Here is a 15,099-nt window from a genome sequence, read left to right on the forward strand (position 1 = left end):
GTATTTCAGTCCGTCTTAACTTGTGCTGACTATCAACGAGGCATGGCTACTGCGCCGCCCGAAGAATCATCCCACGCCAGGAAGCCGACCATGTCGCTAGGCCTGATCGTCAGCGGACTCGATCTGATTCCGGTCCCGGCCGTGATCGTGGTTCGGGAAACCGGCACGCTGCGCTTTCCCGCCTTCAATCGCGCCTTTCGGCTGGCGGGGCTGGGCGTGGTGGCGGAACGATCGCCGCTGCTCGATGCGTTGGGCGACCTGATCCACGACGTGCTCGATCGCCAGGAGGCGCGGGCGGAATGCGACTGGACGGTCGGGGAGGCGATCGACTGCCGCTACTATCGGGTGACGATCGCCCGTTCGACGCTGACCGAGAACGAGGCCTGCGTCATCACGCTGATCGACCAGACCTCGCAATATAATACCGAGCGTTCGCTGCGGCGCGAGATGACGACCGACAGCCTGACCGGCCTGCCCAATCGCGAGGGGTTCAGCGACATCGTCGAGGCGGCCGAGCAGCCGCGGCAGGCGGTGATGGTGATCGACCTGGCGCGGTTCGGCCGGGTCAATGCCTGTCTGGGCGGCCTGGTCGGGGACGAACTGCTGATCACGGTCGCACGCCGCCTGCGCGGCGCCCTGCGCGCCAATGATGTGCTGGCCCGGATCGGCGGCAATGAATTCGCGATCCTCCTGACGATCGAGGAGGAGGATCGCGAGGCGCACGACCTGGCCACGCGGGTGATGCGCACCCTGTCGACGCCGTTCCGTCTGACCGATTTCGAGATCAGCGTCGATTGTTCGATCGGCATGGCCTTCACCGCGACCGATGCCCCGCGCGAGGAGCTGATCCGCCACGCGCAATTCGCCACCAAGCGCGCCAAGGCGACCGGGCGGATCGAGGCCTATCAGAACCAGGCCTTCGCGATCGCGCGCGAGCAGTTCGGCATGGAGACGGCCTTGCGCCGCGCGATCGAGCGCGGGCAGCTTCGCCTGGCCTATCAGCCGATCCGCAGCCTGGCGACGGGGGCGCTCTGCTCCTTCGAGGCGCTGGTCCGCTGGACCGACGAGGAGGGCGTCCACCGGATGCCCGACAGCTTCATCCCGGTCGCCGAGGAATCGGGGCTGATCGTCCCGCTCGGTCGCTGGGCGATCGACGAGGCGGCGCGGACGCTGGCGGAATGGGACCGGCTGATCCCCGGCAATATGGGGCGGATCGCGGTCAACCTGTCCGCCATCCAGTTGCAGCGCGATGCGATCGCCCCGGTGCTGCGCAATGCGCTCGACCAGTCGAACCTGACCGGCGACCGCTTCACGCTGGAATTGACCGAAAGCGCGATCGTCAGCGATCCCGATCGTATCACCGGCACCATGCACGCGCTCCGGGCGCTGGGCGCGACACTGGCGATGGACGATTTCGGCACCGGCTATTCCAATCTCGCCTATCTCCAGAAGCTGCCGATCGACGTCCTGAAGATCGACCGCAGCTTCGTCACTGGGATGATCGCTGACCGCGACAAGATCGCGATCGTGCGCGCGATCCTCAGCCTGGCGCAGGCGCTGGGGATGCAGACCACGGCCGAGGGGATCGAGACGCAGGAACTGGCGCAGACGCTGGCGGTGCTGGGCTGCACCTATGGCCAGGGTTATTTCTACGCGCGCCCGCTGGAGGCGCCGGCCGCGCTGGCGATGCTGGCGGAGGCGACCGAGTCCGCGATCTGATCGACCCGGGCGGCATCGGGAAAGCCCTCCGCGATCCACTGCGTCTCGATCGCGCGGAGCGCCCTTGCCACGTCCGGCCCCTTGGCCAGCCCGCGTGCGACCAGCGCGCCGCCGCTGATCGGCAGGCGCGGCGGCGTCCAGCCGTCGAGCGGCGAGGCGTCGGCATCGGCCAGCAGCAACCGGTCGATCGCGCTCTCCACCCCGACCCGGTAGCCGAGCGCCAACGGCCCCTCGTCGCCCGGCCCCATGCTGGCGGCGATCAGACGCTTACGCTGCGCATTCGACAGCTTCAGCCGCGCGCCGATGACCTCCGCCTCCGCCGGTGGAGTCAGGGCGGCAAGGCGGCGGATCGGATCGGGGGCGATGCCCGCCGCCGCCTCCCGCTCGGCCAGCAGGGCGAAGCGCTCGACCCCGGCGGCGTCGATCTCGGGCAGCACCGCGATCAGGATGCCCCGCGCGACCATCAGCCGCACGACCGGCACCGCCGCGCGTGCGACCAGCAGCTTGAGCAATTCGGCGGCGATCCGTTCGCGCGACAGCGCCATCAGGTCGTTGGCCCGCGTGGCGCAGGCCTCCAGCCCCGCCGCGTCGATCGCATCGCCGAAGCGGGCATGGAAGCGGAAGAAGCGCAGGATGCGCAGATGATCCTCGGCGATACGCTGGAGCGGGTCGCCGATGAAGCGCACCCGCCGCGCCGCCAGATCGGCGAGGCCACCGAAATAGTCATGGACCCGGCCGCTGTCCGGATCGGCATAGAGCGCGTTGATCGTGAAGTCGCGTCGCGCCGCATCCGCGCGCCAGTCGTCGGTGAAGGCGACCAGGGCATGGCGGCCATCGGTCGACACGTCGCGGCGCAGCGTCGTCACCTCGACCGGATGGCCGTCGAGAATGGCGGTGACGGTGCCATGCGCCAGCCCGGTCGGCACCGCCCGGATGCCGGCGTCCTTCAATCGCGCCATTACCGTCTCCGGCGCATGGCAGGTGGCGAGGTCGACATCGGCGACCGCGATCCCCAGCAGGCTGTCGCGCACCGCGCCGCCGACGAACCGCGCTTCGCCGGCTTCTCCGCCGAGGATCGCCGCCAGCCGGTCGAGCCCGGGCAGCGACCGCCATTCCGCCGACGGCAGGCAGGTGTCGGTCGCGCCGCTCACAGGCTGGCCAGACGGTGCGACAGGTTGACGATCATCGCGGCGGTCGCCCCCCAGATGCGGCGGTCGTTCCATGGTATCTCGATATAATGGCGCTCCGCCCCCTGCCACCAGGCGCTGGCGCGGTGGTGATGGGCGGGATCGCGCAGGAAGGAAAACGGCACTTCGAAGACGCTGGCCACCTCCGCCTCGGCCGGAACCAGGGCGAGATCGGGCGGCACCACGCCGACGACGGGCGTGATATCGAAGCGGGTGCCGGTGCGATAGGGGTCGATCGCGCCGATCAGCTCGACCGAGGCCGGGGGCAGGGCGATCTCCTCCTCCGCCTCGCGCAGGGCGGCGGCGATCGCATCCTCGCCGGGATCGAGCCGCCCGCCGGGAAAGGCGACCTGCCCGGCATGATGCCGCAGCGTGTCGGTCCGCTGGGTCAGCAGGATGCCCGGGTCCGGCCGGTCGGTGAAGGCGATCAGCACCGCCGCCGCCGTCAGGTCGGTCGCCGCATGCCGGGCAAGGTCGGCATGGTCGCCGGCCAGCAAGGCCATATCAGACCGGGTGGCCAGGGCGGCGCGCAGCCGCTCGGCCAGCGTCATGCCGGCGTCAGCGGGAAGAAACAGCCGTCGCTCCACACGCCGGGCTCGGCATCGTCGCCCGCCAGCGCCCGCTCCGCCAGTTCATAATAGACCGGCCGCGCGACCAGCGCCTCCAACCCGGCGCGGACGTGCAGATAGGGGCGGGGGCCGTCCCCATCCTCGACGAAGCGCAGGCCATGCGCCGCGCCGGCCACCACCAATTCGCCGGTGTTGAGCTGGAAGGCGAGGCGGGAGTCGCGGCCCTCGCCCTCCGCCTTCAGCGCGACCGCGACGAAGGGCGCGTCCTCCACCGCGACAGTCAGCTTCTCGACCGGCGTGACCAGCACATGGCTGCCGTCCGGTTCGCGGCGCAGGATGGTGGCGAACAGCCGCACCATATCGGGCCGGGCGATCGGGCTGCCCTGGTGATACCAGGTGCCGTCGCGGGCGATCCGCATCTCCCCGTCGCCGCAATGCGCCGGGTTCCACTGTTCGACCGGCGGCAATCGGCGCTCCGCCAGCAGGGTGGCGATCTGGGACAGGCTGAGCGAGGCGAGGTCGGGGGGCGGCGGCATCGGCATGACGGGGGAGTTAGGGTGCGCGGGCATCCAGGTAAAGGCGTTGAGGCGTCAGGCCGATGGTCCCAGCATCCCCGCGACACCCGGCACCGCATCGCCGCGCGCCAGCAGGCGGCGCGGCTCGAACGGGCCGGGCAGCCGCCACTGGCCCGTGCGCGCGGCGGTGAAGCCGAAGAACCGCTCATAATATTCCGGGTCGCCGATCAGCATCAGCCCCTCGCCCAGCCCCTCGTCCGTGGCGGCGGCGAGCGCGGCCTCGGTCAGGCGGCGGCCGATGCCGCCCTGCTGCATGTCGGGGGCGACCGCCACCGGGCCGACCATCACCAGCGGCCAGCGCCTGCCCGCATCGTCGGTCAGCACCACCGGCCAGCACTGGATCGAGCCGACCAGTCGATCGCCATCGATCGCGGCAAAGCCCAGCGCGCGCAGCGGCGAGCCGCCGCCGCGCACCGTATAGGCGGTCCGCGCCCGTCGCTCCGGCCCGAAGGCCGCATCCAGCAGGTCTTCCACCGCGGCGTCCCGTTCGGGAGCCAGTGGCGCGATCTCGATCATCGGCCTCATATCCTTCGCCGTGCAGGATGGACCTGCGGCGGTCGGGCGCTGTAACGTCGCACCGCGCGAACACAAGCGCCGCCCGCGACACGCGATGGCCAAGGGGGAGAAATGACGTGGCGGTGATGCGGCTCTACGACAATGGCTGGGCGCCGAGCCCGCGTCGCGTGCGCCTCTATCTGGCGGAAAAGGGCGGTGGATTCTCCGAGACGATCGAGCGCGTGCCGGTCGATCTGCAACGGGGCGGCAATCTCGCCGCCGACTATCGCGCGATCAATCCTCGCGGCCTGGTGCCGGCGCTGGTGCTGCCGGACGGGCGGGTGATCGACGACTCCATCGCCATCTGTCGCTATTTCGAAGCTCTGCACCCCGATCCGCCGCTGTTCGGGCGGGACCCCTTCGCCATCGCCATGGTGGAGACCTGGCTGCGGCGGATCGAGGGCGAGGGCTATGCCGCCGCCGTCTATGCGCTTCGCAACGGCCATCCCGGCTTTGCGGGGCGGGCATTGCCCGGTCCATGGGCAGGCGAGGGGGCCTCGCCGCCCCAGCTTCCCGCACTGGTCGAGCGGGCCGCGGCGATGTGGGCCGGCTTCGTCGCCGCACTCGATACGCATCTGGCGGAGCGGGACTGGATCGCCGACCGCGACTATAGCATGGCCGATATCGCCGCGCTGGTCGCGGTCGACTTCGCCGCCCGGGCCCGCCTGCCCTTGCCGGAGGGATGCGTGCATCTTCGCCGCTGGCACGCGGCGGCGACCGCGCGGCCGTCGAGCGCCGCCTGACGGCCGCCTGCGCCAACCGGCTTCCCAGGACCGCCGCGTCTGGTAGAGGCAGGCGGATGGAAGACAGTCTCCAGCTTCAGGTGCACGATATCGAGGTCCAGGTGCTCACCGGCATCTATTCCGAGGAAACGCACCTTCCCCAGCCTTTGCGCATCTCCCTCACCGTCGATCTCGACTGTCCGCGCCGCTTCACGCCCGACACGCCGCTGACGGCGTCGAAGAACTATATGGACCTGAAGCACGCCGCGACCACAGCCTTGCCGCCGGGCGTGCACTTCACGCTGGTCGAGGCGGTGGCGGACCATATCTGCGAGACGCTGTTCCTGCAGGATGCGCGGGTCCGCCGGGTCGAGGTGAAGATCGTCAAGCTCGCCATCGCCGAGGCGGGCGAGGCGATCGGCATCACGCTGGTACGCCACCGCCGCTGACCGACGACGGCGCGCCGGACGCCGCGGTCAGGACGTCGGCCGGCAGGGGCCCAGCGCCTCGATCACATAGCGATAATCCGCCTGCGCCTGGGTGGCATCGGCCGCTTCCAGCGCGCTGGTGCTGGCGGCCGGCAGTTCCGGCGGCAGCGAGCAGGCGAGGCGATACCAGAGCAACGTGTCCCGTTTCGGAGCGGCGGCCGCCTCGTCGACGATCTCGCCCAGCGCCACCGACCATTGCGGCTGCTCCCCCGGCCGCCGCAGCACCGATAGCGATACCGGACGGTGGTCGGCGGTCTGCAGGAAGATCTGCGTCTCGCCTTCGCCCGGCAGCGAGCCGGCGACATAGAAGGCATTGCCGACGCCGGTGATCTGCGGCGGGGCACTGGGCGCGACGATCTCGGCGGCGACGCTGCGGGTGCGATCCTCCAGCGCCTGGCTCCAGGGTTGCTGTCCCTGTGGTCCGGCGAGCTGCACCTGGTCCATGCTCCCGGCGACCGGCCGGGCGTAGAGGATCATCCGCTCCTTCTTGAGTCGCGGCGGCTTGCCACGCCAATCCAGCGGGGAATCAACCACATACCCGATTCGCGGGGGCAGTCCCTCACGACCTCTGATCAAAGTGTTAACATCCGATTCGACATAGAATCGGACATGGTCGGGCGCGACGTCCGCCGCTTCCGCGCCTTTGATACGGGTCGCCGAGCGGATCGTGACGGTAGCGATAACAGGTGCACTCAGGACCAGATCGGCCAAATCAGCATAGGGGAGGCCGGCAGGGGCCCCGCCAGGAACCACCGAAATGGTGGTTTCCTGCGCCAAAACGGAAGCGGGCGCGACGAACAGTGCCATTGCGGCGACGGACCGAAATAGGAGTGTCATGGAAGTCGGTTACAGCAGTTCGGCTGAACAGCATAGAAACAACCGACGTGTTAACGTTTGTTCGTTTGTTGCGTCGACAAAGCGTTTGCGTGCCGCAGGGCACGGCGATAGGAATTAGGGAACTGCCAAGGGTCCCGGAGGGCATTGGCGGACGATCGGGGTCCGCCGCTACGGCCGCGGCGGCGTCGATGCAGTCAAGGAGTGTGATTGCTGAATGGCCTACACTGACCAGAAGATGAGTGGGAGCAAGGTCGTCGCGATCGTGATCGTCGCGCTGATTCACGCTCTTCTCGGCTATGCGTTCGTCACCGGCCTTGCGTACCAGTACGTCAAGAAGGTGACGGGTGACCTGAACACGTTCGACGTGGAGCCGCCACCGCCGCCGCCGCCGCCGGATGAACCGCCGCCGCCGCCGCCAGACACGCCGAGCCTGCCGCCGCCCCCGACCACGGTCGTGGTGCCGCCGCCGATCGTGCCTGTTCCGGTGCCTGCGCCGGCGATCAACACGTCGACCATCATCCCGCCGTCGCAGCCCACTGCGCCGCCGGCTCCGCCTGCACCGCCGGCTCCGCCCGCGCCGCCGGCCGCGCCCGTGGTCAGCAAGGCCGCCGGGGCCAAGGGTGATCCCTCGCAATGGGTGACGACGGATGATTATCCGCCGAGCTCGCTGCGCGCCGAGGAAGAGGGCACGACCGGTATCGCCTGGGACATCAATGCCCAAGGCCGCGTGGAGAACTGCCGCGTCACGTCGTCCAGCGGGTCCGCCGCGCTCGATCGCGCCGCCTGCGCCGCGATCACCCGTCGCGGTCGCTACCAGCCGGCACTCGACCAGAGCGGTAACCCGATCCGTTCGAGCTCGTCGCGTCGCGTGACGTGGAAGATCCCGCCGAGCTAAGCGGCTCGCGTCTGCCCAACACACACAAATGATTTAGCCAGAGGACAATCTAGATGCTCACCACCATTCTCGCCGCGGGCGGCGCGGCCGCCGCGCAGGGCGACAACCCGTACGGCCTCCAGCAGGCGCTCAAGGAAGGCGGTCTCATCTCGCAGACCGTGTTCGCGATCCTGGTGCTGATGTCGATCGTCTCGTTCTACATCCTGTTCTCGAAGCTGTTCGAGCAGCAGAAGCTGATCAACCAGGCCAAGCGCGTGCGCCAGGGTTTCTGGTCGTCGAACAGCCTCCGCGAGGGTTCGGCCAAGCTCGAGAAGAACTCGGCCTACAAGCAGATCGTCGACGACGGTCTGGCCGCGCAGGAGCAGCATTCGAAGCTGACCGATCCGGTCGAGGCGCATGACTGGCTGCATGGTTCGCTGGCGCGGTCGGAAGCCGCGATCAACTCGAAGCTGGGTGGCGGTCTCGCCTTCCTCGCGACGGTGGGTTCGGTGTCGCCGTTCATCGGTCTGTTCGGCACGGTTATCGGCATCTACCGCGCGCTGGTGAAGATCGGTGCGTCGGGTCAGGCCTCGATCGACAAGGTCGCGGGTCCGGTCGGCGAAGCGCTGATCATGACCGCACTCGGCCTGGTCGTCGCGGTTCCCGCGGTGCTCTCGTACAACTGGCTGCAGCGCCGCAACAAGTCGATCGCGGAGGACCTGTCGGCCTTCTCGAACGACGTGCTGGGCTTCCTGGCTTCCAACGGTGCGGTTCGCCCGACGCACGGCCCCGCCGCCGCCACCAAGGCGCCGGTGAAGCCGACCACGACGGCCGGCCAGACCGGTGGCGTGCCGCGCGCCAACTAAGACGCGAGAAAGACGGGGCGGCTGTCGTCGGCGGCCCCGTTTTCCTTCCACCGGCGGTTCCGGTGGCGATTACATGGATAGGATAGTTCGCACATGGCGATGAGTGTTGGTGGCGATTCCACCGAGAAATCGATATCGGACATCAACACGACGCCGCTGGTCGACGTCATGCTTGTGCTCCTGATCATTTTCCTGGTGACGACGACCGTCGCCGTCCAGGCAGTGCAGCTGAAGCTGCCGGATGTCCGTTTCGATCCGACGACGACCAAGCCCGAGAACGTCTTGCTGTCGGTGACGACCGCGCCCGATGGCGGCTGCGCGGTCTATTGGGGCCTGTCGCGCGTCACCTCGACCGAACTGCTCGATCGCGGTGTGGCCAAGCTGAAGGCCGAGATCGATCGCCAGGGCGGCCCCAATGCCGCCGGCCTCGAACTGCCCGAGGCGCATATCCGCGGTGACGTGAACGCACCGTACAAGTGTATCGGCGGCACGATCTACACGATGCAGCGCGCCGGCTTCGCCCGCGTCGGCTTCATTTCCGAGCCGCCCGCCAGCGGCACCACTGATCGCTGATCGCTCGGACGTATTTAGGAGTAGCATGACATGGCAATGAGCGGCGGCAAAGAAGACGACGGCCCGATGATGGAAATGAACATGACGCCGCTGATCGACGTCCTGCTCGTTCTCCTCATCATGTTCATCATCACCATCCCGATCCAGACGCATGCGGTGAAGGTCGATCTTCCGCAGAACTCGAAGAGCCCGGCGAACCCGGTCGATGCACAGAAGAACAAGATCACCATCGACGCGGCGGGCACGATCGCCTGGAACGGCTCACCGGTGGACGAGGTGACGCTGCGCCAGTATCTCGACCAGTCGGCGGCGATGAACCCGGAGCCGGAACTCCATTTCCAGCCCGCGCCCGACGCACGTTACGAAGTAGTCGACAAGACGCTGGCCGTGGTCAAGCGGTCCGCGATCACCAAGCTCGGCTTCATCGGCAACGAGCAGTATCGTAACGACTTCTGATCGTTCGATCCTGGCCAGACGATGCGAGGCGGCCCTGCGGGGCCGCCTTTTTTGTTGCGTGCTGCCGGCCGCCGCCCGGGCCTCGGTGCGGCCGTGGTGAAGGGAAGGGCATCTACCGGCATCAGTGTCGAAGCCAGGTCCATCCGCCGGGATGAAGGGGAGGCCAGGCTTTGCGCGTATTGGTCGCTGACTGTCCTACGCCACCTGCGACCTGCCCATGCTTGGCCTTCGCCGACTCCCTCGCGACGTATTGCGGCTACCTTGCCTGATCCCCATCGACGGCCGATCATCGGACCGCCATGTTGGCCGGCAACCACCACGCACCGTCCCACAGAAGGCGCGAGACCCGTCACGCCAGTGGAGGTCATGGGATAGATCGCCTGAGCGGGATACACAGGTCCGCCGTCGCCAGCATGCCTTGACGCGCCCTCCGCAGCAGGCGCTCGGTCCTGGGCGGGGTGCCCTACAGCCCATGGACATGACCTCGACTTGGGACCGTCATTGCGGGCGTAGCGAAGCAATCCAGAGCGTCGCGCGCGCGGCCATGGGTCGCTTCGCTGCGCCCCCAATGACGGCTTGGGTCGATCCGATGGCATCCTGATCTCGCAGCCCTGTTTTTCCACATCCGGCGGACGCAAAGCGCGTGTTCGCGCGAGCTGGGGCCTGTCTGTCCACCAATGACACAGGCGCTTTGTCTCGACCCGGCCCTTTCCCCCTTGCGTTGCATTCACGGAAATGACACATCTGAGTCACAAAAGTGAAACATCGTGGTGATGGTCACGCGATTGGGAGATGGATGATGCGCACGGTGCTGATGTCCTCAATTGGGCTCGCCCTGGTGGCGGCCCCTGCCATGGCGGCCGAGCGGACCGGCTATATGGCCATTGCCGCCGGCAATCTGAAAAAGGCGGAAGCGACGCTTTCGACGGCGCGTCAGTCCGGCAAGGCAACGCCCGAGGTGCTGCTCAACCTGGCGGCGGTGTACCAGCAGACCGGTCGTACGGCTGAGGCGCAGTCCCTCTATGCGGCGGTGCTCGATTCGCCGGACGTCCAGATGGACCTGGCGTCCGGCGCGACGGCCGGTTCGCATCAGGTGGCGCAGCGCGGTCTGAATCGTTTGACGCCGCTCGCGATCGCGACCCGCTGAACCCTGACCGCTTGGGTTCGACGGGGCGGGGGGCCGCGTCCTTCTTAGCGATAGCCTGCCATCGCATGAAGCATGACCAAAGCCATCCGCCCAAACGGATGGCCTTGGTCATGGCTCGCAATCATCTCAGCAGCGGGAGCGGATGTTCGGCTTAACGTATCGTATGCGACCGGACTATTTTGCTGACGTCGAGCCGAACGGATCCTCCACCTGGGTATCGGTGTGACGGAGGCGACGGGTCAAAACCGGACAATGCCAGCTATGCGTCAGTCAAACCTCCAGGCCTCCGCTGGACTACATGCCGGCCATCATCGCGTGATTGCCACGATCAGGGCGGCGAGCGCCTAAATTCGGGAAGCCGCGTGGCCCGTCCTAGCGTTTCCCTCGCAATCCGAGTGAAGAAGGGCCCTCCGCCAAACGCAGCGGCAAACTGACCCAACCCCCGCGCATCAAAGGCTCACATCCCATGTGGGGGCGCTGTCCCGCGTTCTCGCGGACCAATCGATCGCGCCATAACACGGCGCTGCCGCCTCAGCGGTCCTCGACAACCAGATCGTCGCCCAACCCGTGCTCCGTGCCCGACGCCGGATCAGCGAAGCCGTTCGATCGCCTGCGCGAGCGCCACATAGAGCTTGCCCATGTCCGACGACAACAGGGTCACGCCGAGCGGCGATCCCTCCGCCTGCGCCAGGATCATGCGGAGCATCGCCTCGAAATCGTGGATGTAGCGGTTGACCTGGTCGCGGAAGCCGGCGTCGCCATCGTATAGCTCGACCACGGCCGCCGCCTGGCTGGCGTCGAGCAGCCGCACCGCCCGGCGGGTGAAGACACCGCGATCCCCCTTGAGATAGGCGGCCCAGGCGCTGTCGGCGATGTCCGGCGCGAAGGCGCGGGTGATGTCGATCGAGGCGGAGTTGAGCCGCTCGATCAGCGTCGCGACACGCCGGGTCAGCATGTCCTTCTCGGCCGTCTCGCGCTCCTGACGGGCCTCGCCGATGCGGGTCTCGACCAGGGCCGACTGGGTGGCGATCGTGTCGACCTGGGCCGCCAGCCGCTCCGTTGCCTGGGTCGCGGCCTCGACCGCCACGCGGGTGGCGTCGGCGATGGCATCGACCTGCCGCACCACCGTGTCGCCGGTCGCCCGCCGCATCGCTTCGGTCGCCGCATCGCCCATGGTCGCGGCCGCCTGCGGGATCACCGCGGTCAGCGCCTCGCGGGCGCGTTCCGCCGCCAGTTCGGCCGTGTCGCGCACCCGCTCCAGCGCATCGAGCAATTGCGGCGCGGCCTCGCCGGCAAAACGCTGGGAACGGTCCAGCGCCGCCGCGACGCTCTCGTCCAGCGCCGCCAGCTGATCGCGCCCCTGGCCCAGCGTTGCCGACAGTCCGGTGCCGAGCTCGTCGAGCGTCCGCCGCTGGGTGGCGATGACATCGGCGATCGACTCGATCGCGTCATGCGTGCTTTCCGCCGCGGTGACGAGCGCGAGCAGTTCCGGCTTGGCCTGGGCGACGACCGAGCGGCTCGCGCCGATCCGACCATCGAGGCGGTCGAGCGCCTCCGGCAGGGTTTCGTCGATCTCGCGCGCCGCCGCGTCCAGCGCGACCAACAGCGTCTCGGCGGTGCCGATCGTGCGCGTCGCCATCGCCTCGCCGGCTTTCAATGCCTCCGTCATCGCATCGGCGGACCCGCCCAGCGCGCTGATCGAGGCGGCGAGCCGCTGCGAGCGTTGCTCGCCCTGATCCTGGAGCGCGGCCATACGCTGCTCGACGGACTCGATCGCGGCGTGCAGGCCCGCGATCATCGTATCGCCGGCACCCGCCTGGCCCTCGAACCGTCCGGCGATATGATCGACTGCGCGGTCGATCGCCTCCAGCCGTTCGGCCAGCGCCTGGGTGCCGGCCTCCCCGATCACCTCCAGCGTGGCCCGAGCCTGCTCCAACCGGCCTTCGATCGCGTCGACCTGGCCGGCGAGCAGGGCTGCGCCGTCGCGGGCGCTCGCGTCCAGCGCCGCCTGGTGCGTGCCGAGCGTCGCCAGCATCGCCTCGCCCTGCGTGCCGAGCGCGCCATGGGCGTCACGCAGCCGGGTGTCGACCCGATCGGCCTGTTGCTCCAGGCGTTCCGCGCCGGCGCGGGCGGTGGCGTCGAGCGCCTCCTGATGCGCGCGCAAGGTCGCGATCATCGTCTCGCCTTGCGCCTCCAGCGTGGCGCGGGCCTGATCGGCGGCATCGGCCATGGCCTGGGCCTGGCGGGCAATCGCAGCGGTGGTCTCGCGGGCGCCGCTATCGAGCTGGCCCTGGTGCGTCGCCAGGGCGGCGACCAGGGCCTCGCCCTCCGCACCCAGGCCGGCACGGGCCTGTTCGACCGACTGCTCGGTGCGAGCGATGAGCGCCTCCACCGTCGTCGCCATCGTCGCGCCGGCACGATCCAGGCGCAGGCCGACGCCGTCGCTCGCCTCCGAGATGCGGGCGATATTGGCGGCCAATCGCTCGGCGGCGGTGGTCGCGACCACATCCGCCTCATGCGCGCGGTCGGCCAGGGTGGAGAGCTGGGCATCGAGCGCGGCGACCTGCGCGGCGGCGGACAGGCCGGCCTGATCGATGCGACGGCCGATCTCCTCGCTGTCGGCACGCGCGGCGGGGATGGCGGCGAGCAGCTCGGCGACCGAGGCATGCGCCATCTCGGCGGCGTCGGCCAGGCGATGGGCATGGGCGTCGGCGCGCTCGATCTCGCCGGCGAGCGCGCGGCCGATCGTCTCCAGCCGGGTCGCGGCGGCATCGCCGGTATGGGCGAGCGCGGCGAGCTGGTCGTTCAGATGCGCGCGTTGCACGTCGATATGCTGCGACAGGGTGGCGATCCGGTCTTCCAGGGCCGCCGCCTCGGCGCGCATCGCCCGCGAGGTCTGGCCGAAGCGATGCGCCTCCGCCCGGCTGGTGCGTTGCGCCAGCAGCCAGACGATCCCGACCAGTGCCGGCACCACGCACAAGGCGGTGGCGATCTGCACCGCCTGGATCGGCGAAAGCGTCGTCAGCTGGTTGCGCACCATCCACAGGATCGCGGCATCGAGCAGCACGGCCGCCGCCAGGGCCGCCGGGCCGGTCCAGCCGCGAGTCGCGGCCGCCTGTTCGGGCTGCTCGACGACGAGTTCGAGCACCTCGGGCTGGCCACGCGGTTCGTCCGGCCGTCGCGGCCAGAGGTCATGGCCTGAATCCACCGGCGCGCCCATCAACGATCCCCCATCATCGCCGTCCTGTACCATCTTTACCGGCTCGCGACACCCCGTCGCAATATCTCGTTAAGTGTCTGCGTTTACGGACAGACCATGGCTTATGATCCCGGAGCGATCGATGCGGCGCTGGCGGCGGCGGTGGGTGACGAGCCCGCGCTGATCGCGGAACTGCGCGGCGCTTTCCTCGACGGCGTGACGCGCGCGTGCACGCAATTGGAAGCGGCGGAGACGGTGGAGCATTGGCGCATGGCGGCGGCGCGGCTGCGCGGCCTGTCCGCCAGTTTCGGCGCGGTGCGACTGATGGGGCTGGCGGCGCTGGCGGCCGAGGCGCGGCCGGGCGATCCCGACCTGCTGGTCAAGATCCGGCGCGCCGTCGATCGGCTCTGAGTCGACCGGCCGCCTCTTGCATCCCACCGCCGGAGCCTTAACAGCCGGGGCCATGCTTGCCGGTCTACTCTTCGCACAACAGGATGCCGACGACCGGCCGGGACAGCTGACCGCCACGCTGCCGTTCGGCGGCGTCACGATCATCGAATATCAGGCGCGGCTGCTGATCGCGGCGGGCGCGGCGCAGCTGGTGGTGGTGGTCGGACGGCTGACACCGGAACTGCTCGGTGCGCTGGGCCGGATCGGCAAGCGCGGCATCGCCGTCGATGCGGTGCGATCGGCGGCCGAGGCATCGGCGAAGCTTCATCCGCTCGCGCGGATCGTCATGCTGGCGGATGGCCTGATCACGACGCAGGACGTGATCGACGGCTTCGCCGAGGAAGGCAGCGACGCGCTGCTCGTCGTGCCCGATGCGACCGCGCCGACCCGGTACGAGCGGCTGGGCGGCGGCACGGCCTGGGCGGGCGTCGCGCGGCTGGATGCGCGCCGGATTGCCGATGTCGCCGCGCTGCCCCGGGATTATAATCTGCAATCCACCGCGCTGCGGCTGGCCGACCAGGCGCGCGCCGCGCATGTGCCCCTGGCGGAGGCGATGCTGCGCGACGGCCATGGCATCGAACATAGCAGCGCCGCGCTGGCGGTGCGGGGCAAGGCGGTGCTGGCCGCCACGGTCGCCGATCGGCGCAACTGGTTCAACGCGATCGTGCTGGCGCCGCTGGCCCGTGCGCTGGTGCCGCGCCTGATCGAACGGCGGGCGGGAACGGCCGGCATCGCCCTGGGCGGTGCGGCCGCTGCCCCGCCCCCCGCTCACACCGCGACGAGCCCAAGGCCCTCTCTCATACACACCGACGCCACCCAAGACGCCACACACTTCACACACTCGATTCTGACCGTACCTCAACAACAACAACATCATAACCA

At 69.0% G+C, this 15,099-nt stretch carries 15 protein-coding genes and 1 pseudogene; 10 read left to right on the forward strand and 6 right to left on the reverse strand.

The genetic code is table 11. The features are described 5' to 3' along the window. Positions 1 to 90: 90 nt before the first annotated feature. Positions 91 to 1,719 (forward strand): bifunctional diguanylate cyclase/phosphodiesterase, encoded by a 1,629-nt coding sequence (locus tag BRX43_RS16910; protein WP_241215024.1) that lies wholly within the window; start codon positions 91 to 93, stop codon positions 1,717 to 1,719. Here BRX43_RS16910 and BRX43_RS16915 read toward each other — a convergent pair. Genes BRX43_RS16915 through BRX43_RS16930 form a run of 4 tightly spaced genes read right to left on the reverse strand, consistent with a single transcriptional unit; the run spans position 1,650 to position 4,566 of the window. Further along, positions 1,650 to 2,870 (reverse strand): CCA tRNA nucleotidyltransferase, encoded by a 1,221-nt coding sequence (locus BRX43_RS16915; RefSeq protein ID WP_241215025.1) that lies wholly within the window; start codon positions 2,868 to 2,870, stop codon positions 1,650 to 1,652. The two genes, BRX43_RS16910 and BRX43_RS16915, sit on opposite strands and share 70 nt — an antisense overlap. Beyond that, a complete protein-coding gene (locus tag BRX43_RS16920; RefSeq protein ID WP_125996267.1) occupies positions 2,867 to 3,457 on the reverse strand; it encodes a CoA pyrophosphatase in 591 nt (196 codons plus the stop codon). Before BRX43_RS16920 ends, BRX43_RS16915 begins: the two co-directional genes overlap by 4 nt. Continuing rightward, a complete protein-coding gene (locus BRX43_RS16925; protein ID WP_125996268.1) occupies positions 3,454 to 4,017 on the reverse strand; it encodes a DUF1285 domain-containing protein in 564 nt (187 codons plus the stop codon). Before BRX43_RS16925 ends, BRX43_RS16920 begins: the two co-directional genes overlap by 4 nt. A gap of 48 nt (positions 4,018 to 4,065) precedes the next feature. Further along, entirely contained in the window at positions 4,066 to 4,566 is a 501-nt protein-coding gene (locus BRX43_RS16930) for an N-acetyltransferase (RefSeq protein WP_125996269.1), read from the reverse strand. Positions 4,567 to 4,691: 125 nt separating this feature from the next. Between BRX43_RS16930 and BRX43_RS16935 the strand changes: the two genes are divergently transcribed. Next, positions 4,692 to 5,348: a glutathione S-transferase family protein gene (locus BRX43_RS16935; protein ID WP_125996278.1), complete on the forward strand. Its 657-nt coding sequence runs from the start codon at positions 4,692 to 4,694 to the stop codon at positions 5,346 to 5,348. A gap of 56 nt (positions 5,349 to 5,404) precedes the next feature. Beyond that, entirely contained in the window at positions 5,405 to 5,776 is a 372-nt protein-coding gene (locus BRX43_RS16940; protein WP_125996270.1) for a dihydroneopterin aldolase, read from the forward strand. 27 nt (positions 5,777 to 5,803) lie between these two features. On the opposite strand, the gene BRX43_RS16945 is transcribed toward BRX43_RS16940, so the two are convergent. Continuing rightward, the gene (locus tag BRX43_RS16945) at positions 5,804 to 6,622 is read right to left on the reverse strand and encodes a hypothetical protein (protein ID WP_241215026.1); all 819 of its coding nucleotides are present in this window, start codon (positions 6,620 to 6,622) and stop codon (positions 5,804 to 5,806) included. Between the two features lie 244 nt (positions 6,623 to 6,866). Between BRX43_RS16945 and BRX43_RS16950 the strand changes: the two genes are divergently transcribed. The 5 genes from BRX43_RS16950 to BRX43_RS16970 all read left to right on the forward strand — a co-directional run bounded on the left by BRX43_RS16950 (position 6,867) and on the right by BRX43_RS16970 (position 10,568). Then, the gene (locus tag BRX43_RS16950) at positions 6,867 to 7,547 is read left to right on the forward strand and encodes a TonB family protein (RefSeq protein WP_125996272.1); all 681 of its coding nucleotides are present in this window, start codon (positions 6,867 to 6,869) and stop codon (positions 7,545 to 7,547) included. A 53-nt stretch (positions 7,548 to 7,600) separates the two neighbouring features. Further along, complete coding sequence (locus BRX43_RS16955; protein WP_125996273.1) at positions 7,601 to 8,392, forward strand: MotA/TolQ/ExbB proton channel family protein; 792 nt, start codon at positions 7,601 to 7,603, stop codon at positions 8,390 to 8,392. Positions 8,393 to 8,485: 93 nt separating this feature from the next. Next, on the forward strand, positions 8,486 to 8,965 hold the full coding sequence (locus BRX43_RS16960; protein WP_125996274.1) for a biopolymer transporter ExbD: 480 nt from the start codon (positions 8,486 to 8,488) through the stop codon (positions 8,963 to 8,965). Between the two features lie 36 nt (positions 8,966 to 9,001). Further along, entirely contained in the window at positions 9,002 to 9,421 is a 420-nt protein-coding gene (locus BRX43_RS16965; RefSeq protein ID WP_125996279.1) for a biopolymer transporter ExbD, read from the forward strand. A 799-nt stretch (positions 9,422 to 10,220) separates the two neighbouring features. Continuing rightward, entirely contained in the window at positions 10,221 to 10,568 is a 348-nt protein-coding gene (locus BRX43_RS16970) for a tetratricopeptide repeat protein (RefSeq protein ID WP_125996280.1), read from the forward strand. Between the two features lie 589 nt (positions 10,569 to 11,157). Here the strand turns inward: BRX43_RS16970 and BRX43_RS16975 are convergent. After that, a complete protein-coding gene (locus BRX43_RS16975) occupies positions 11,158 to 13,776 on the reverse strand; it encodes a hypothetical protein (RefSeq protein WP_206433259.1) in 2,619 nt (872 codons plus the stop codon). Between the two features lie 108 nt (positions 13,777 to 13,884). On the opposite strand from BRX43_RS16975, the gene BRX43_RS16980 reads away from it, so the two are divergent. Next, positions 13,885 to 14,178 carry an Hpt domain-containing protein gene (locus BRX43_RS16980; RefSeq protein ID WP_125996276.1) on the forward strand — a complete coding sequence of 98 codons (294 nt, stop codon included), beginning with the start codon at positions 13,885 to 13,887 and terminating at the stop codon, positions 14,176 to 14,178. Between the two features lie 52 nt (positions 14,179 to 14,230). Continuing rightward, positions 14,231 to 15,099 (forward strand): annotated as a pseudogene (locus tag BRX43_RS16985) (hypothetical protein); the annotation flags it as partial.

It is taken from the genome of Sphingomonas sp. S-NIH.Pt15_0812 (assembly GCF_003951315.1).
GTDB lineage: Bacteria > Pseudomonadota > Alphaproteobacteria > Sphingomonadales > Sphingomonadaceae > Sphingomonas.